The sequence below is a fragment of the Pseudomonas sp. 22085 genome, from assembly GCF_052045815.1.
Classification (GTDB): domain Bacteria; phylum Pseudomonadota; class Gammaproteobacteria; order Pseudomonadales; family Pseudomonadaceae; genus Aquipseudomonas; species Aquipseudomonas glycinae.
Genome location: NZ_JBQEQA010000005.1, coordinates 265,906 through 283,146, shown reverse-complemented (window position 1 = coordinate 283,146; position 17,241 = coordinate 265,906). Strand labels below are relative to the sequence as shown.

Below are 17,241 nucleotides of genomic sequence, written 5' to 3'. Positions count from 1 at the left end.
ATTTGTCGCTAAAAGTTACTCGAGTGCCTTCCAGATATCCGTGGCGTACTCGCGGATCGTCCGGTCGGAGGAGAACCAGCCCATGCGCGAAGTATTCAGCACCGCCGAACGCCACCAGCTATTGGCGTCGTGCCAGAGCGCATCGACGCGCATCTGCGCCTCCCAGTAGGAGTCGAAATCGGCGCAGACGAAGAACCGGTCGTAATCCACCAGCGAATCGATCAGCCCGGTGTAGCGCGACGTGTCGTCCGGGGAGAACACCCCGCTGCGGATCGCCTGCAACACATCGTTGAGGCGATGGGACGCGGCAATGTCCGGCACCGCGCTGAACTCGTGGTTCTGCTTGCGCGCTTCGACCTGCTGGGCACTGAGGCCAAAGATAAACATGTGCTCGGCGCCGATGCTCTCGCACATTTCCACATTGGCGCCGTCGAGGGTGCCGATGGTCAGCGCACCGTTCAGGCCGAACTTCATGTTGCTGGTGCCCGAGGCCTCGAAACCGGCGGTGGAGATCTGCTCCGACAGGTCCGCCGCCGGAATGATGCTTTCCGCCAGGCTGACATTGTAGTTGGGTAGGAACACCACTTTGAGCAGGCCGCGCACGGTCGGGTCGTTGTTCACCACCCGGGCGATGTCGTTGGTCAGTTTGATGATCAGTTTGGCCTGGTGATAACTCGCCGCCGCTTTGCCGGCGAAGATTTTCACCCGTGGCACCCAGTCGATTTCCGGCTCGGCACGGATCGCCTGGTACAGCGCAACGGTGTGCATCAGGTTGAGCAACTGCCGCTTGTATTCGTGGATCCGTTTGACCTGCACGTCGAACATGGCCGCCGGGTTGACCGCGATCCCCAGCCGTTCGTGGATCAGATAGGCGAGGGCTTTTTTGCTGTGCAGCCGCTGCTCGGCGAAGGCTTTACGGAAGGCGGGTTTCTCGGCGAACGGTTCAAGATCGAGCAGCCGCTCTTCGGGGTTATCCAGAACGTCCGGGCCAAGGGCATCGACCAGCATCGAGGTCAACTCCGGGTTGGCCTGGTACAGCCAGCGGCGGAAGGTGATGCCGTTGGTCTTGTTGTTGATCCGCTCCGGATACAGCTTGTGCAGTTCAGCGAACACGGTTTTGCGCATCAGCTGCGTGTGCAGCCCGGACACGCCGTTGACGCTGTGGGAGCCGAGGAACGCGAGGTTGCCCATGCGCACCCGTCGGCCGTTGTCTTCCTCGATCAGCGACACCGCGCGCAGCACGTCGAAATCGTGGATGCCCTTGGCCCGCAGCGAATCGATATGCTGGGCGTTGATCAGATAGATGATCTGCATGTGCCGCGGCAGCATGCGTTCCATCAGGCCCACCGGCCAGGTTTCCAGCGCTTCGGGCAGCAGCGTGTGGTTGGTGTACGACAGCGTGTCGACGGTGACTTGCCACGCAGCGTCCCAAGCGACGTCGTAGACGTCGACCAGTTGGCGCATCAGTTCGGCGACGGCAATCGAGGGGTGGGTGTCGTTGAGCTGGATCGCCGCGTGATCGCCGAGGGTCAGCACCGAGGTGTGCATGTTGCGGTGACGGCGCAGCAAATCCTGCAGCGACGCGGCGACGAAGAAGTATTCCTGACGCAGGCGCAGTTCCTGCCCGGCTTCGGTGCTGTCCGCTGGGTAAAGCACGCGGGAGATACTTTCGGCCCGGGCCACTTCGGCGACGGCGCCCAGGTGGTCGCCGGCGTTGAAGCGCTCCAGATGCAAGTCTTCCATGGCCCTCGCCCGCCACAGGCGCAAGGTGTTGACGCTCGCCCCGCGCCAGCCGACCACCGGGGTGTCGTAGGCAATGGCCCGGACGGTTTCCGCCGGGTGCCAGACCTGCCGGGACTTGCCATTGGCGTCGGTGACGGTCTCGACGCTGCCGCCAAAGCCGATCGGATAGACCACCTCCGGCCGCTCGAACTCCCAGGGGTTGCCGAAATCCAGCCAGTGCTCGGTCTGCTCCTGTTGCCAGCCATCGACGATGGCCTGGCGAAACAGCCCGTGCTCATAACGAATGCCGTAGCCGTGGCCGGCGATGCCGAGGGTCGACATGCTTTCCATGAAGCACGCCGCCAATCGTCCGAGGCCACCGTTGCCCAGCGCCGCATCCGGCTCCAGGATGCGGATGCGCTCCAGATCGACGCCCAGTTCGGTCAAGGCTTCACGGGCGACGTCCAGCAGACCGAGGTTGCTCAGGCTGTCGTACAGCAAACGGCCGATGAGAAATTCCAGCGAGAGGTAATACACCCGCTTCTGGCCTTTGCGGTAAATCTGCCGGGTGTGGTCCATCCAGTGCTCGACCATGTGATCGCGCGCCGCCAGGGCGATGGCTTCGAACCAGTCATGGTCGAAGGCGTGATCCGGGTCTTTGCCCACCGCGTAGGTGAGTTTGGTCAGGACGGCGTCGCGGAATGCGGCCACCTCTGCTTCGCGAACTAGTGGTTCTTGAGTCATCGATAGGACCTCGAGCGAGCGGGGAGTTGTCAGAGCCTAGACGGTCTGACCGACGGTAAGGGCTCTGGTTCGGCAGTTTTTACCGAGAGTGTGAGATCGACCGGCAATACTCTGGCGAATGCCTCAATGAATGCAGGGGCCGTGCCGAATTGTCGGACGATGCGGGTGCATGAAGAAAAAATCTGGCGAAAGGTTGTTCAAAAATCCACCAGTCCCGGTATGATCGCGCGCCCTGACGCACACGCCTGGTAAACACCGATGATGAAGCCCAACCTGATCGCCGCAGCCGAGATCGACCGTCTCGATACCTGGGCCAAATATTCGGCCCCGATGTGCGGTTCGTGCGTTTCCAGCTGCTGCACGCTGCCGGTCGAGGTCAAGATCAAGGATCTGGTGCGCATCGGCGTGGTCGACGAGTTCGAACTGGGCGACCCGCCGAAGAACATCGCCAAGCGTCTGCAAAAGGAAGGTCTGGTAGAGCGCTTCAACCAGAAGTCGGGGATCTTCACCCTGCAGCGCATGAGCAACAACGATTGCTACTACCTGGATCGCAAGAGCCGCCTGTGCACCATTTATGACAAGCGCCCGGACACCTGCCGCAACCACCCGAAGATCGGCCCGCGCCCTGGCTATTGCGCGTACAAGCCGAAGGAAGTGGAACGGGTGCAGAATTCGCGGTCGATCGAGAAGTTCTGATCTGCCCTGAGATGTTCGGCGGCTGATCGGCCGCCTTCGCTGGCAAGCCAGCTCCCACAAAGGTTACTGGTGATCAAGTAACTTGTGTTCCCCCCAAAACCCTGTGGGAGCTGGCTTGCCAGCGATGGGGCCCGCACAAACACCGCATAAATCCCGGACAAACAAAAACGCCCCCGGTCTCTCGACCGGGGGCGTTTTTTTCAGCCTTGGCTAAATCTTATGCCTTGGCTTTCTTGGCAGCGCGGGTACGCTCGCTTTCGTCCAGGATCTTCTTGCGAAGACGGATGGACTTAGGAGTGACTTCGCACAGCTCGTCTTCCTGGATGTATTCCAGAGCCTGTTCCAGGGTGAAGCGAACAGGTGGGACCAGAGCGATGGTTTCGTCTTTACCCGAAGCACGCATGTTGTCGAGCTTCTTGCCTTTGGTCGGGTTCACACCCAGGTCGTTGTCGCGGGAGTTCTGACCAACGATCTGACCGTTGTAGATCTCCTGGCCGTGTTCTACGAACAGCTTGCCACGAGCCTGCAGGGTTTCCAGGGAGTAGGTCAGTGCCTTGCCGGTTTCAACCGAAACCAGAACGCCGTTCTGACGGCCGGACATGTGGCCCGACTTCACTGGAGCATAACGGTCGAAGATCGAGGTCAGGATGCCAGCACCGTTGGTCAGAGTCAGGAACTGGTTACGGAAACCGATCAGACCGCGAGCAGGGATGTTGTATTCCAGACGAACACGGCCCTTGCCATCCGGCACCATGTTGCTCAGGTCGCCTTTACGCAGACCCATTTCTTCCATGACCTTGCCCTGGGATTCTTCAGGGATGTCGATGGTCACGTTTTCGAACGGTTCCTGCTTCACGCCGTCAACTTCACGGATGATCACTTCAGGACGGCCCAAGGCCAGCTCGAAGCCTTCGCGACGCATGGTTTCGATCAGTACCGAGAGGTGCAGCTCACCACGGCCGGAAACCTTGAACTTGTCAGCCGAGTCGCCTTCTTCAACGCGCAGTGCAACGTTGTACAGCAGCTCTTTGTCCAGACGATCCTTGATGTTACGGGAGGTCACGAACTTGCCTTCTTTACCGCAGAATGGCGAGTCGTTTACCTGGAAGGTCATGGAAACGGTTGGCTCGTCAACGGTCAGCGGCTTCATCGCCTCGACGTTGTTGATGTCGCACAGGGTGTCGGAGATGAACAGCTCGTCGAAACCGCTGATGCAGACGATGTCGCCGGCTGCTGCTTCTTCAACGTCAACGCGGTGCAGACCGTGGTGCCCCATCAGCTTCAGGATACGACCGTTGCGGCGCTTGCCGTCGGCGCTGATAGCGACAACCGGAGTGTTCGGCTTGACGCGACCACGAGCGATACGGCCAACACCGATAACACCCAGGAAGCTGTTGTAGTCCAGAGCGGAGATCTGCATCTGGAACGGACCGTCACGGTCAACAGCCGGAGGCGGAACGTGGTCGACTACCGCCTGGTACAGCGCGGTCATGTCTTCGCCCATGGCGGTGTGGTCCAGACCGGCGATGCCGTTCAGGGCCGAAGCGTAAACAACCTGGAAGTCCAGTTGTTCTTCGGTGGCGCCCAGGTTGTCGAACAGATCGAAGATCTGGTCCAGAACCCAGTCAGGACGCGCGCCCGGACGGTCAACCTTGTTGATGACCACGATTGGACGCAGGCCGGCTTCGAAAGCCTTCTTGGTCACGAAACGGGTTTGCGGCATAGGGCCGTCCTGGGCGTCGACCAGCAGCAGCACGGAGTCAACCATGGACATTACGCGCTCAACTTCGCCGCCGAAGTCGGCGTGGCCCGGGGTGTCCACGATGTTGATGTGGTAGCCGTTCCAGTTGATGGCGGTGTTTTTCGCCAGAATGGTAATGCCGCGCTCTTTTTCCTGGTCGTTGGAGTCCATCACGCGCTCGTCGTTGAGCTCGTTGCGCTCCAGGGTGCCGGATTGACGCAGGAGTTTGTCTACCAGGGTGGTCTTACCATGGTCAACGTGGGCAATGATGGCGATGTTGCGTAGATTTTCGATCACTTGTGTATCTCGATCAGAGGATTCGGTTTGCTGACAAGTCTTGGCAGCGATTGACAGTAGTGTCCGGCATGGCCGTTACAGCTTGACGGCGGTGTCGGGGGGCCGGTGACGCAGGCCACAGGCAAACAGCCCCGGGCACTTAGCTCGGTCGATAAACGCGCACATTGGCATGCCCCTCACTGAGCAAATGGTGGGCATGCAGGCGACTCATCACGCCTTTGTCGCAATACAGCAGGTACTGGCGAGTAGGGTCCAGTTCCTTGAAACGAGCGTTCACTGCGTAGAACGGCATCGTCTGTACCTCTATGCCGGCGAGTTCCAGCGGGTCATCCTCGGCGGCATCCGGGTGACGGATGTCGATGACGATCTGACCGGCCAGCGCTTCGCTGACTTCTTCGATCTGCAAATCCTGGCCCAATTCGTCGATCACCCGATCGATCGGCACCAGTCTGGCGTTTGCGAGCGCACGCTCGAGCACCGCCATGTCGAATTCCTGCTCTTCGTGCTCGACCCGGCCACGCTTGGCGGCGGTCTTCGGGTTGACCGAGATGACGCCGCAGTATTCCGGCATGTGCCGGGCGAAATCACCGGTACCGATCTGGTCGGCCGTGTCGATGATGTCCTGCTTGTGGGCGACGATCAGCGGTCGCAGCACCAGCTTGTCGGTGACGCAATCGATGACCGACAGGTTCGGCAGCGTCTGGCTCGACACCTGGGAAATCGCTTCGCCGGTGACCAGCGCATCGATGTGCAGGCGTTCGGCAATGCTCGATGCGGCGCGCAACATCATACGCTTCAACACGACGCCCATATGACTGTCGTCGACCTTGCCGAGAATTTCGCCCAAGACTTCTTCGAACGGAACACTGACAAATAGCACGCGTTGCGAGCTGCCGTACTTCTTCCAGATGAAATGCGCGACTTCCATCACGCCCAATTCGTGGGCACGACCGCCCAGATTGAAGAAGCAGAAGTGCGTCATCAGGCCGCGGCGCAGGATCTGGTACGCGGCAACCGTCGAGTCAAAGCCGCCGGACATCAGCACCAGCGTCTGTTCCAGCGCACCGAGCGGGTAGCCGCCGATGCCATTGTGCTGGCTGTGGATCACAAACAACCGTTTGTCGCGAACTTCGATGCGGACTTCGATTTCCGGCTGTTTCAGGTCGATTCCGGCGGCACCGCACTCACGGCGCAGCTTGCTGCCGACGTATTTTTCGACGTCCATCGAGCTGAACGCATGCTTGCCCGCACGCTTGCAGCGCACCGAAAAAATCTTCCCGGCCAGCGCTTCGCCGTAGTGCTGTTTGCACTTCTCGGTGATGTCGTCGAAGTCGCCCAGCGGGTACTCGTCGATCTGCAGAAAGTGCGCGATGCCCGGCATGCAGGTCAGGCGTTCGCCCATCTCTTTCAGGGCCTTGGGGTCGGTGACGCGGGTTTCCAGCTCGAGATTGTCCCACACACCGTTCACCACCACGGCCGGGTCCAGGTCGCGGAGCACGGTGCGGATGTTCTTGGCCAGCTGGCGGATGAATTTCGTCCGGACAGGTCGGCTTTTGATGGTGATCTCGGGGAAGACTTTTACGATTAGTTTCATGAAAACAGCGCGCGCAGGGCCAGCCGAAAAAGGGGGGCGCGGATTATAGCGGAAATTGCTCAAGGTTTAACCAGTTAATGTGCAGAAGGTTTTGCTCGCACCAAAACGGGTCATTTTTCGATTTGAGCGCTACATTAAAGGGCGAGATTTTCGCCTTTAAGGCGCTTTCGACCTTCAGAAGCGTGAATTTGGGGCAAAAAACCCATGCTGGGGCACTGGCATGCAATTTGCTCCCTTGTGAGGCAGGTTGCCTTGGCAGAGTATTCGCGCCGGCATCACCACTATTAAGGGCATCCACTACCCGCCCTAATTCACCCGGAGGACACTATGTCGAAGTCGGTTCAACTCATCAAAGATCATGACGTCAAGTGGATTGATCTGCGCTTCACGGACACCAAAGGCACTCAGCACCACGTGACCATGCCGGCTCGCGATGCGCTGGAAGACGACTTCTTCGAAGTTGGCAAGATGTTCGACGGTTCCTCCATCGCTGGATGGAAAGGCATCGAAGCCTCCGACATGATCCTGCTGCCGGACGACGAAACCGCCGTTCTGGACCCGTTCACCGAAGAGCCGACCCTGATCCTGGTCTGCGACATCATCGAACCTTCGACCATGCAAGGTTACGATCGCGACCCGCGCGCCATCGCCCGCCGCGCCGAGGAATACCTGAAGACCACCGGTATCGGTGACACCGTATTCGCCGGTCCAGAGCCTGAGTTCTTCATCTTCGACGAAGTGAAGTTCAAGTCCGACATCTCCGGTTCGATGTTCAAGATCTACTCCGAGCAAGGCTCGTGGATGTCCGACCAGGACGTGGAAGGCGGCAACAAAGGCCACCGTCCAGGCGTGAAAGGTGGCTACTTCCCGGTTCCGCCGTTCGACCACGACCACGAAATCCGTACCTCCATGTGCAACGCACTGGAAGAAATGGGCCTGACCGTTGAAGTTCACCACCACGAAGTGGCAACTGCCGGCCAGAACGAAATCGGCGTCAAGTTCAACACCCTGGTGAAGAAAGCCGACGAAACCCAGACCCTGAAATACGTTGTACACAACGTTGCCGACGCCTACGGCCGTACCGCGACCTTCATGCCGAAGCCTCTGTACGGCGACAACGGTTCGGGCATGCACGTTCACATGTCCATCTCCAAAGATGGCAAGAACACCTTCGCGGGTGAAGGCTATGCCGGCCTGTCCGACACCGCCCTGTACTTCATCGGCGGCATCATCAAGCACGGTAAGGCCCTGAACGGCTTCACCAACCCGGCCACCAACTCCTACAAGCGTCTGGTGCCAGGCTTCGAAGCTCCAGTGATGCTGGCCTACTCGGCTCGCAACCGTTCCGCCTCGATCCGTATTCCTTACGTCAACAGCCCGAAAGGCCGTCGTATCGAAGCCCGCTTCCCGGATCCGGCTGCCAACCCGTACCTGGCTTTCGCAGCGCTGCTGATGGCTGGTCTGGACGGTATCCAGAACAAGATCCACCCAGGCGATGCTGCCGACAAAAACCTGTACGACCTGCCGCCTGAAGAGGCGAAAGAAATCCCGCAAGTTTGCGGCAGCCTGAAAGAAGCCCTGGAAGAGCTGGACAAGGGCCGTGCGTTCCTGACCAAGGGCGGCGTGTTCTCCGACGACTTCATCGACGCTTACATCGCGCTGAAATCCGAAGAAGAAATCAAGGTCCGCACCTTCGTACACCCACTGGAATATGAGCTGTACTACAGCTGCTGATCCGGTAGCGCCGCGCTACGCGGCGTGACAAAAAGAGGCCTCCTTCGGGAGGCCTTTTTTTATTGGCCGGAATTCGTTGGCGATGCACCACACTGCGGGACTTGTGGTGCTTGAATACATTTCTGGATGTGCAGCGAGTTGGGCCAACCGCCACGACTGGCCTATGCTGCATCCCATCGTTTTCGTTCCGGTCGATTTCATGGGTCGCACCCTTCTCTCTATTCTGCTGCTGATCGCCTTGCCCGCTGCCGCGCAGATCTACAAGTACACCGACGCCAGCGGCAACACGGTGTACAGCGATCACGCGCCGGATGGGGTGCAGGCGCAGCCGGTGGAGTTGCCGCCGCTCAACAGCGTCCAGCCTCAGGCACCGAATGCGCCCTCTGCCGATACGGCCACTCGTGAGCCAGCGCGCAATGCCTACGAAGTGCTGGAGCTGACCGGCCTGCCCACCGAGGAAGCCCTGCGCGCCAACAACGGCACCTTCACGGTCAGCGTGCTGATCAAGCCGCGCCTGCAACCGCCGCATCAACTGCGCCTGCTGCTGGACGACGCGCCTTATGGCCAGCCGAGCAATGTGCCGATCCTGCAACTGGTTAACGTCGACCGGGGCGAGCATCGGCTGGCGGTGCAGGTGATCAATGGTGAGGCGATCATTCAGCAGAGTCCGGCGGTGGTGTTCACCGTGCAGCGGGTGCACAGGCCATGACGCGGGGATTGATTGCCTTGTGCCTGTCGCTGATCGCGTTTGGCGCATCGGCCGAGGTGTTCACTTACATCGACGCACAGGGCAATCGCGTCTACACCGATCAACCACGGGGCAACGCCAAGCGTGTGCCGCTGACCACCAGCAATCGCATGGCCTCGAACCCGACCGCCGCTGCGCCGGTCACGCCTTCGAAAAAATCAACAGAGCCGCCGCTGTTCCACTACGACATGCTGCGGGTGCTGATCCCCGAGCCGGACGCGACCATTCGCAGCAGCGCCGGCGAGCTGATCGTCAGCGTCACCAGCGAGCCGGGCCTGCAAAAAGGTCATCGGTATCGCCTCCTGCTGGATGGCCAGGCCGTCGGCGAACCCGGCCTGAGCCCGGTGTTCCCGCTGAGCAACATCGATCGTGGCAGCCACAACCTGTCGGTCGAGATCCTTGATGCCGAGGGCCGCACCGTGGAGAAAACCGCGAACCAGCCGTTCCACATGCAGCGCATTTCCCTGGCACAGAAGCGTCAGGTCAAACCGTGCGTCAGCGCCGACTACGGCGTTCGCCCGGAATGCCCGCTGAAAGACAAACCCGCCGAACCGAAAAATCCTTTCCTGCGTTTCTTCTGACGCCGTTCAGCTTTGCGCACTATATTGGTGCAATACGCTGCACCGTACTCACATTCCAACCCATTTTGGTTCGAAAGTACCCGCCAGAGCGGTTTGACTGCCACGCAAACGAGCGTCAAACGCCCGTTTCAGGGGTTGAACGCTTCTTTTCGGAGCCTTGGTTTGGTTTTTGCATTTTCCTCGCATCAGCGCTGTATCCCTGCGCGCGCCATGCTCCAAAAGAGGTCCTCATGACCATCAGTGACGCACTGCATCGCTTGCTACTCGACAATCTGACCACCGCCACCATCCTGCTCGACAGCGAATTGCGCCTCGAGTACATGAACCCGGCGGCGGAGATGCTGCTGGCCATCAGCGGTCAGCGCAGCCATGGGCAGTTCATCAGCGAGCTGTTCACCGAGTCCACCGAGGCGCTCAATTCGTTGCGCCAGGCGGTGGAGCAGGCGCACCCGTTTACCAAGCGCGAAGCGATGCTCACTGCCCTCACCGGCCAGACCCTGACCGTGGATTACGCGGTGACGCCGATCCTCAGCAACGGCGCGACCCTGCTTTTGCTGGAAGTCCATCCTCGTGACCGCCTGTTGCGGATCACCAAGGAAGAGGCCCAGTTGTCGAAGCAGGAAACCAGCAAGATGCTGGTGCGCGGCCTGGCCCACGAGATCAAGAATCCGCTCGGCGGCATCCGCGGCGCCGCGCAACTGCTGGCCCGGGAACTGCCGGAAGACAGCCTGCGCGACTACACCAACGTGATCATCGAAGAGGCCGACCGCCTGCGCAATCTGGTCGACCGCATGCTCGGTTCGAACAAACTGCCGTCGCTGGCCCTGTGCAACGTCCACGAAGTGCTGGAGCGCGTCTGCCAACTGGTCGAGGCCGAAAGCCAGGGCTGCATCACGCTGGTGCGCGATTACGACCCGAGCATCCCCGACGTCCTGATTGATCGCGAACAAATGATTCAGGCCGTGCTAAACATCGTGCGCAACGCGATGCAGGCCATCAGCAGCCAGAACGAGCTGCGCCTGGGCCGCATCAGCCTGCGTACCCGCGCCATGCGCCAGTTCACCATCGGCCACGTCCGCCATCGCCTGGTGACCAAGATCGAGATCATCGACAACGGTCCGGGCATTCCGGCGGAACTCCAGGAAACCATCTTCTTTCCCATGGTCAGCGGCCGTCCGGACGGTACCGGGCTGGGCCTGGCCATCACCCAGAACATCATCAGCCAGCACCAGGGCCTGATCGAGTGTGACAGCCATCCAGGCCACACCACGTTCTCGATCTTTCTGCCACTGGAACAAGGAGCCACATCGACATGAGCCGTAGTGAAACCGTGTGGATCGTCGATGACGACCGTTCTATCCGTTGGGTTCTGGAAAAAGCCCTGCAACAGGAAGGCATGACCACCCAGAGCTTCGACAGTGCCGATGGCGTGATGAGCCGCCTCGCGCGCCAGCAGCCGGACGTGATCATCTCTGACATCCGCATGCCGGGTGCAAGCGGCCTGGACCTGCTGGCGCGGATCCGCGAGCAGCACCCGCGGCTGCCGGTGATCATCATGACCGCTCACTCCGATCTGGACAGCGCTGTTGCCTCCTATCAGGGCGGCGCGTTCGAATACCTGCCCAAGCCGTTCGATGTCGACGAAGCGGTGTCGCTGGTCAAGCGCGCCAATCAGCATGCCCAGGAGCAGCAAGGCCTGGAAGTCGCCCCGACCCTGACCCGCACCCCGGAAATCATCGGCGAAGCGCCGGCAATGCAGGAAGTGTTTCGCGCCATCGGGCGCCTGAGCCATTCCAATATCACCGTGCTGATCAACGGCGAATCCGGCACCGGTAAAGAACTGGTGGCCCACGCCCTGCACCGCCACAGCCCGCGCGCGGCCTCGCCGTTCATCGCGCTGAACATGGCGGCGATCCCGAAAGACCTGATGGAATCCGAGCTGTTCGGCCACGAGAAAGGCGCGTTCACCGGCGCGGCCAACCTGCGTCGCGGCCGTTTCGAGCAGGCCGACGGCGGCACGCTGTTCCTCGATGAAATCGGCGACATGCCGGCGGACACCCAGACCCGACTGCTGCGGGTTCTGGCCGATGGCGAGTTCTATCGCGTTGGCGGGCACGTGCCGGTCAAAGTCGATGTGCGGATCATCGCCGCAACGCACCAGAATCTGGAAACCCTGGTTCACGCCGGGAAATTCCGTGAGGACTTGTTCCACCGCCTCAACGTGATCCGCATCCACATCCCGCGCCTGTCGGACCGTCGCGAAGACATCCCGACCCTGGCCAAGCACTTCCTCAGCCGCGCCGCGCAAGAACTGGCGGTCGAGCCTAAGCTGCTGAAAAGCGAGACCGAGGAATACCTGAAGAACCTGCCATGGCCGGGCAACGTGCGGCAGCTGGAAAACACCTGCCGCTGGATCACGGTGATGGCGTCCGGACGCGAAGTGCACATCAGCGATCTGCCGCCGGAACTGCTGAGCCTGCCGCAGGACTCGGCGCCAGTGACCAACTGGGAACAGGCGCTGCGTCAGTGGGCCGATCAGGCCCTGGCGCGCGGTCAGTCGAGCCTGCTCGACAGCGCGGTGCCGGCGTTCGAGCGAATCATGATCGAGACCGCGTTGAAGCACACTGCCGGACGTCGTCGCGACGCGGCCGTGCTGCTGGGCTGGGGCCGGAACACCTTGACCCGCAAGATCAAGGAACTCGGCATGAAGGTCGATGGCGGGGATGACGATGAGGGCGATGAAGGCTGAGACTCAGCGCCAGCCTGCACCGCCGCAAGGCACCGTGACCCTTAATCGGGCACGGCCACGGACTCAGGCTTGCACTGTAAATCGCTGAAAACCCCGTCCTGTGAAAAGCCGAAGGCCCCGTATTACGGGGCCTTCGTCGTTGTGCCGAGCTTTTTTGTTTCAAAACGAGAAAAACTGGCACGCCCCCTGCAATAACTCCTTCAGGTGATTCGATTCACCCACCCTTTCGGGGGCCTTGGTACAGGCAGGCCGGGGATTCCCCTCTTTACACCGGACTCAGCGAGTCCACCCTTTTGGGGCCCTTGATACAGGCAGGTCAGGGGTTCCTTCTTTACACCGGCTCAGAACGCCATGCGATGAGCCCGCCCGTTTCGGGAACCTTGGTACAGGCAGGCCGGGGATTCCCTCTTTTATTGCTCCCGGAGATGGATCTCCAGCCGCCAGCGGTCATCGACCGCCTGGCCGGCCCAGTCGCCCTGCAGCGGCCGTGCCGCCACCAGCGTCAGCAACAATCCGCCGTCACTCAACCGCGTCCGCCAGTTCACGTCCTTGCCGTTGAACTTGAGCTGACCTTTCTGCGCCTTGCCTTCGGCCTCAAACAGCAACGCAACGCTGCCATCGACGATCTCGCCATGCAGCTTCGGCTCGTTGTTGAACCAGACCGCCAGACCATCATCGATCACCTCGACCTGCTGCAAGACGGTTGGGTCAGGCGTGGTCAAACGGCCGATCATCATCCCGACCATCACACCGACGATCGCCAGTGAAGCCATCACCCGCGGGAATAGTTTCGAACGCGGATCCGCTTGCGGCGTAGAATGCGCGTCATCTTTACCTTCGGAGCCGTGCATGTTTCACGTCATCCTTTTTCAACCGGAAATTCCGCCGAACACCGGCAACGTTATCAGGCTGTGCGCCAACAGCGGCTGCCACCTGCATTTGATCGAACCGCTGGGCTTCGAGATGGACGACAAGCGCCTGCGCCGCGCCGGTCTCGACTACCACGAGTATGCCACTTTGCAGCGCCACGCCGACCTCGCCAGTTGCCTGGAAAGCCTCGGTCATCCACGGCTGTTCGCCTTCACCACCAAGGGTTCGCGGCCGTTTCACGATGCCGCGTTCGTCCCCGGCGATGCGTTCATCTTCGGCCCGGAAAGCCGTGGCCTGCCGCCGGAAGTGCTCGATGCCCTGCCCGGCGAACAGCGCCTGCGCCTGCCGATGCGCGAAGGCTGCCGCAGCCTGAACCTGTCCAACACCGTGGCAGTGGCCGTGTACGAAGCGTGGCGGCAGAACGACTTCAAATAACACCGCCCAAGAAGACACCGCTGATCGTTCCCACGCTCTGCGTGGGAATGCCTCTGGGGACGCTCCGCGTCCAGTGACGCGGAGCGTCACGGGCTGCATTCCCACGCGGAGCGTGGGAACGATCAGCACAGGAGCAATCAGCCAAGAAAAAAGCGCCTGTAACGGCGCTTTTTTCGTTGTTGCATCGACCGCTTACTGAACGGTCGGGGTCTCGCCGGCTTCCTGCATGCGCTGCAGCTCTTGCGCGTACAGGGCGTCGAAGTTCACCGGGGCCAGCATCAGGGCCGGGAACGAACCGCGGGTCACCAGGCTGTCCAGGGTTTCGCGAGCGTAAGGGAACAGGATGTTCGGGCAGAACGCACCCAGGGTGTGGCTCATCGAAGCCGCGTCCAGGTTCTTGATCAGGAAGATACCGGCCTGTTGCACTTCAGCGATGAAGGCCACTTCTTCACCGTTTTTCACGGTGACGGACAGGGTCAGCACGACTTCGTAGAAATCACCTTCCAGGGCTTTCTGGCGGGTGTTCAGATCCAGAGCGACCGCCGGATCCCACTGCTGGCGGAAGATCGCCGGGCTTTTCGGGGCTTCGAAGGACAGGTCGCGTACGTAGATGCGCTGCAAGGAGAATTGCGGTGCGGTTTCTTCTTCGCTGGCTGCAGTGTTCTGTTGGTCAGTCATCTCAGATCCTTTCTGATCTTGGGTCTTTTAGGGTTCTTTACGTGCGCAGCAGGTCAGGCCTTGAGCAGCGCGTCGAGCTTGCCGGCACGCTCCAGGGCATACAAATCATCACATCCGCCGACGTGGGTGTCGCCGATCCAGATCTGCGGCACGGACGTGCGTCCGGCCTTCTGGGCCATGGCGGCGCGCACCTGCGGCTTGCCATCGACCTTGATCTCTTCGAAGGCCACGCCTTTGTTCGCGAGCAGGTACTTGGCGCGCGAGCAGTAAGGGCAGTAATCGCTGGAGTAGACGATGACGTCGCTCATGTCACTTCACCAACGGCAGGTTGTCGCCTTTCCAGCTGGAAATCCCGCCGGACAGCTTGGCGGCGGTGAAGCCGGCCTTCATCAGCTCGCGGGCGTGGGTGCCGGCGGTCTGGCCCAGGGCGTCGACCAGAATGATGGTCTTGGCCTTGTGTTTTTCCAGCTCGCCGATGCGGGCGGCCAGTTTTTCCTGGGGAATGTTCACCGCGCCAACGATGTGACCGGCGGCGTAGTCCTTGCTCGGACGGATGTCCACCACCACGCCGGCTTCCTTGTTGACCAGTGCAGTCAGCTCGCCCGTGCTCAGGCTTTTACCGCCGCCCTGCACCGTATGCGCCAGCAGCAAAGCCAGCAGTACGACGAAGATACCGACAAGAATGTAGTGGTTAGTGGCAAATTCAATCAGGTGAGCAACCATCGAAGGAGGTTCCAGGGCGTTAAAATGTCGGCCAGTATACACAGCCACTATGGTCGGCCAAACCCCGTCCGGCGGTGACGCCGCCGGAACTTCGCTTTAAACTCCAACTCCCTTTTCCATCGCCCTCTTCTTATTAGCCACGAGTGGATTCCATGACTACCACGCCTAAACCTTTGGTCCTGATGATTCTCGACGGCTTCGGTCACAGCGACAGCCCCGAGTCCAACGCCGTCTATGCGGCCAAGAAGCCTGTGCTGGATCGCCTGTGGGCCACCGTGCCGAACGGCTTGATCTCGGGCAGCGGCATGGACGTCGGTCTGCCGGACGGCCAGATGGGCAACTCCGAAGTCGGCCACATGAACCTCGGCGCCGGGCGCGTGGTGTATCAGGACTTCACCCGTGTGACCAAAGCGATCCGCGACGGCGAGTTCTTCGAGAACCCGACCATCTGCGCCGCCGTGGACAAGGCCGTGGCCGCCGGCAAGGCTGTGCATTTCATGGGGCTGCTGTCGGACGGCGGCGTTCACAGCCACCAGGATCACCTGATCGCCATGGCCGAACTGGCCTTCAAGCGCGGCGCCGAAAAAATCTACCTGCACGCCTTCCTCGATGGCCGTGACACGCCGCCGAAGAGCGCTGCCTCGTCGATCGAACTGCTCGACGCGACCTTCCAGGCGCTCGGCAAGGGCCGCATCGCCAGCCTGATTGGTCGCTACTACGCCATGGATCGCGACAACCGTTGGGATCGCGTGGCCCAGGCCTACAACCTGATCGTCGACGGCAAGGGCGAATTCAACGCCGCCACCGCCCAGGAAGGCCTGGAAGCCGCCTACGCCCGTGGCGAGAGCGACGAATTCGTCAAAGCCACCAGCATCGGCGAGCCGGTAAAAGTCGAAGACGGCGACGCCGTGGTGTTCATGAACTTCCGCGCCGACCGCGCCCGCGAGCTGAGCCGCGTATTTGTCGAAGATGGTTTCAAGGAATTCGAGCGCGCACGCCAGCCAAAAGTGCAATACGTCGGCCTGACCCAATACGCCGCCAGCATCCCGGCCCCCGCAGCCTTTGCCCCGGGCAGCCTGGAAAACGTGCTCGGCGACTACCTGGCGAAAAACGGCAAGACCCAGCTGCGCATCGCCGAAACCGAGAAATACGCCCACGTGACCTTCTTCTTTTCCGGCGGTCGCGAAGAACCGTTCCCGGGCGAAGAACGCATCCTGATTCCGTCGCCGAAAGTCGCCACCTATGACTTGCAGCCGGAAATGAGTGCGCCGGAAGTCACTGATCGCATCGTCGAGGCCATCGAGAACCAGCGCTACGACGTGATCGTGGTCAACTATGCCAATGGCGACATGGTCGGCCATAGCGGCGTGTTCGAAGCCGCGGTCAAAGCCGTGGAATGCCTGGACACCTGCGTCGGCCGCATCGTCGACGCTCTGGAAAAAGTCGGCGGCGAAGCGTTGATCACCGCCGACCACGGCAACGTCGAGCAGATGGCTGACGAAGCCACCGGGCAAGCGCACACCGCACACACCACCGAGCCGGTGCCGTTCATCTATGTCGGCAAGCGCGATCTGAAAGTCCGCGAAGGCGGCGTGCTGGCGGACGTGGCGCCGACCATGCTGAAACTGCTGGGTCTGGAAAAACCGGCGGAAATGACTGGCACTTCGATTCTGGTGTAATCGCCCGTCAAAAACACTGCAAAACCCTGTGGGAGCTGGCTTGCCAGCGATAGCAATCTGACAGCCAACATCTATGTTGAATCTGCAGACGCCATCGCTGCCAAGCCAGCTCCCACAGTGGTTTATGGAGATTTCGAAATGGAATTCGGCCTGTCGCTTGCCCCAGTTATCACACAGTCCCAATTGGGCGTTTTTTTTGCTGCGTCGGGCGGGCATACTAGGCCGTCCCTTACCCTGGTGCCGCCCGCCT

The 17,241-nt window shown here is 60.7% G+C and carries 15 protein-coding genes; 8 read left to right on the top strand and 7 right to left on the bottom strand.

Annotated elements, in window-relative coordinates; translation table 11 throughout:
• Positions 1–15: 15 nt before the first annotated feature.
• Positions 16–2,466 (bottom strand): glycogen/starch/alpha-glucan phosphorylase, encoded by a 2,451-nt coding sequence (locus ACTJK7_RS08125; RefSeq protein WP_064382805.1) that lies wholly within the window; start codon positions 2,464–2,466, stop codon positions 16–18.
• A 258-nt stretch (positions 2,467–2,724) separates the two neighbouring features.
• Between ACTJK7_RS08125 and ACTJK7_RS08120 the strand changes: the two genes are divergently transcribed.
• Positions 2,725–3,162: a YkgJ family cysteine cluster protein gene (locus ACTJK7_RS08120; protein WP_007961740.1), complete on the top strand. Its 438-nt coding sequence runs from the start codon at positions 2,725–2,727 to the stop codon at positions 3,160–3,162.
• A 217-nt stretch (positions 3,163–3,379) separates the two neighbouring features.
• On the opposite strand, the gene typA is transcribed toward ACTJK7_RS08120, so the two are convergent.
• On the bottom strand, positions 3,380–5,200 hold the full coding sequence (typA, locus tag ACTJK7_RS08115; protein ID WP_007952502.1) for a translational GTPase TypA: 1,821 nt from the start codon (positions 5,198–5,200) through the stop codon (positions 3,380–3,382).
• A 139-nt stretch (positions 5,201–5,339) separates the two neighbouring features.
• Positions 5,340–6,794 (bottom strand): tRNA uracil 4-sulfurtransferase ThiI, encoded by a 1,455-nt coding sequence (gene thiI, locus ACTJK7_RS08110; RefSeq protein ID WP_108559153.1) that lies wholly within the window; start codon positions 6,792–6,794, stop codon positions 5,340–5,342.
• Between the two features lie 327 nt (positions 6,795–7,121).
• Between thiI and glnA the strand changes: the two genes are divergently transcribed.
• The 5 genes from glnA (at position 7,122) to ntrC (ending at position 12,606) form a co-directional block, all read left to right on the top strand.
• Entirely contained in the window at positions 7,122–8,528 is a 1,407-nt protein-coding gene (gene glnA / locus ACTJK7_RS08105) for a glutamate--ammonia ligase (protein WP_011332032.1), read from the top strand.
• Positions 8,529–8,727: 199 nt separating this feature from the next.
• Positions 8,728–9,237, top strand: a complete 510-nt coding sequence (locus tag ACTJK7_RS08100) for a DUF4124 domain-containing protein (RefSeq protein WP_440780493.1) — start codon at positions 8,728–8,730, stop codon at positions 9,235–9,237.
• Positions 9,234–9,857 carry a DUF4124 domain-containing protein gene (locus tag ACTJK7_RS08095; RefSeq protein ID WP_323151084.1) on the top strand — a complete coding sequence of 208 codons (624 nt, stop codon included), beginning with the start codon at positions 9,234–9,236 and terminating at the stop codon, positions 9,855–9,857. The genes ACTJK7_RS08100 and ACTJK7_RS08095 overlap by 4 nt, the downstream gene beginning before the upstream one ends.
• 230 nt (positions 9,858–10,087) lie before the next feature.
• The gene (gene glnL, locus ACTJK7_RS08090; RefSeq protein WP_007952516.1) at positions 10,088–11,173 is read left to right on the top strand and encodes a nitrogen regulation protein NR(II); all 1,086 of its coding nucleotides are present in this window, start codon (positions 10,088–10,090) and stop codon (positions 11,171–11,173) included.
• Positions 11,170–12,606 (top strand): nitrogen regulation protein NR(I), encoded by a 1,437-nt coding sequence (gene ntrC, locus ACTJK7_RS08085; protein ID WP_007952518.1) that lies wholly within the window; start codon positions 11,170–11,172, stop codon positions 12,604–12,606. Before glnL ends, ntrC begins: the two co-directional genes overlap by 4 nt.
• Positions 12,607–13,016: 410 nt before the next feature.
• Here ntrC and ACTJK7_RS08080 read toward each other — a convergent pair whose 3' ends face one another.
• A complete protein-coding gene (locus tag ACTJK7_RS08080; RefSeq protein ID WP_108559149.1) occupies positions 13,017–13,457 on the bottom strand; it encodes a hypothetical protein in 441 nt (146 codons plus the stop codon).
• Here ACTJK7_RS08080 and ACTJK7_RS08075 point away from each other — a divergent pair.
• Positions 13,456–13,911, top strand: a complete 456-nt coding sequence (locus ACTJK7_RS08075) for a tRNA (cytidine(34)-2'-O)-methyltransferase (protein ID WP_007952520.1) — start codon at positions 13,456–13,458, stop codon at positions 13,909–13,911. The two genes, ACTJK7_RS08080 and ACTJK7_RS08075, sit on opposite strands and share 2 nt — an antisense overlap.
• A gap of 192 nt (positions 13,912–14,103) precedes the next feature.
• Here the strand turns inward: ACTJK7_RS08075 and secB are convergent, their stop codons facing one another.
• From secB to ACTJK7_RS08060, 3 genes are read right to left on the bottom strand one after another with little or no spacing between them, the layout of a single operon-like run.
• Positions 14,104–14,589 carry a protein-export chaperone SecB gene (gene secB, locus ACTJK7_RS08070; RefSeq protein ID WP_064382799.1) on the bottom strand — a complete coding sequence of 162 codons (486 nt, stop codon included), beginning with the start codon at positions 14,587–14,589 and terminating at the stop codon, positions 14,104–14,106.
• Between the two features lie 53 nt (positions 14,590–14,642).
• Entirely contained in the window at positions 14,643–14,897 is a 255-nt protein-coding gene (gene grxC / locus ACTJK7_RS08065) for a glutaredoxin 3 (RefSeq protein WP_007952522.1), read from the bottom strand.
• Position 14,898: 1 nt separating this feature from the next.
• Entirely contained in the window at positions 14,899–15,312 is a 414-nt protein-coding gene (locus ACTJK7_RS08060) for a rhodanese-like domain-containing protein (RefSeq protein WP_440780492.1), read from the bottom strand.
• 152 nt (positions 15,313–15,464) lie between these two features.
• Here ACTJK7_RS08060 and gpmI point away from each other — a divergent pair, with 152 nt between their 5' ends.
• A complete protein-coding gene (gene gpmI / locus ACTJK7_RS08055) occupies positions 15,465–16,991 on the top strand; it encodes a 2,3-bisphosphoglycerate-independent phosphoglycerate mutase (RefSeq protein ID WP_085654437.1) in 1,527 nt (508 codons plus the stop codon).
• Positions 16,992–17,241: the final 250 nt, after the last annotated feature.

Excerpts from the sequence above, each read along its gene's own strand:
- ACTJK7_RS08075 (WP_007952520.1), top strand. The coding sequence starts at position 13,456 with ATGTTTCACGTCATCCTTTTTCAACCGGAAATTCCGCCGAACACCGGC.
- ACTJK7_RS08125 (WP_064382805.1), bottom strand. The coding sequence starts at position 2,466 with ATGACTCAAGAACCACTAGTTCGCGAAGCAGAGGTGGCCGCATTCCGC.
- secB (WP_064382799.1), bottom strand. The coding sequence starts at position 14,589 with ATGACTGACCAACAGAACACTGCAGCCAGCGAAGAAGAAACCGCACCG.
- ACTJK7_RS08100 (WP_440780493.1), top strand. The coding sequence starts at position 8,728 with ATGGGTCGCACCCTTCTCTCTATTCTGCTGCTGATCGCCTTGCCCGCT.
- glnL (WP_007952516.1), top strand. The coding sequence starts at position 10,088 with ATGACCATCAGTGACGCACTGCATCGCTTGCTACTCGACAATCTGACC.
- thiI (WP_108559153.1), bottom strand. The coding sequence starts at position 6,794 with ATGAAACTAATCGTAAAAGTCTTCCCCGAGATCACCATCAAAAGCCGA.
- grxC (WP_007952522.1), bottom strand. The coding sequence starts at position 14,897 with ATGAGCGACGTCATCGTCTACTCCAGCGATTACTGCCCTTACTGCTCG.
- ACTJK7_RS08080 (WP_108559149.1), bottom strand. The coding sequence starts at position 13,457 with ATGCACGGCTCCGAAGGTAAAGATGACGCGCATTCTACGCCGCAAGCG.
- ACTJK7_RS08095 (WP_323151084.1), top strand. The coding sequence starts at position 9,234 with ATGACGCGGGGATTGATTGCCTTGTGCCTGTCGCTGATCGCGTTTGGC.
- glnA (WP_011332032.1), top strand. The coding sequence starts at position 7,122 with ATGTCGAAGTCGGTTCAACTCATCAAAGATCATGACGTCAAGTGGATT.
- ACTJK7_RS08120 (WP_007961740.1), top strand. The coding sequence starts at position 2,725 with ATGATGAAGCCCAACCTGATCGCCGCAGCCGAGATCGACCGTCTCGAT.
- gpmI (WP_085654437.1), top strand. The coding sequence starts at position 15,465 with ATGACTACCACGCCTAAACCTTTGGTCCTGATGATTCTCGACGGCTTC.
- ntrC (WP_007952518.1), top strand. The coding sequence starts at position 11,170 with ATGAGCCGTAGTGAAACCGTGTGGATCGTCGATGACGACCGTTCTATC.
- ACTJK7_RS08060 (WP_440780492.1), bottom strand. The coding sequence starts at position 15,312 with ATGGTTGCTCACCTGATTGAATTTGCCACTAACCACTACATTCTTGTC.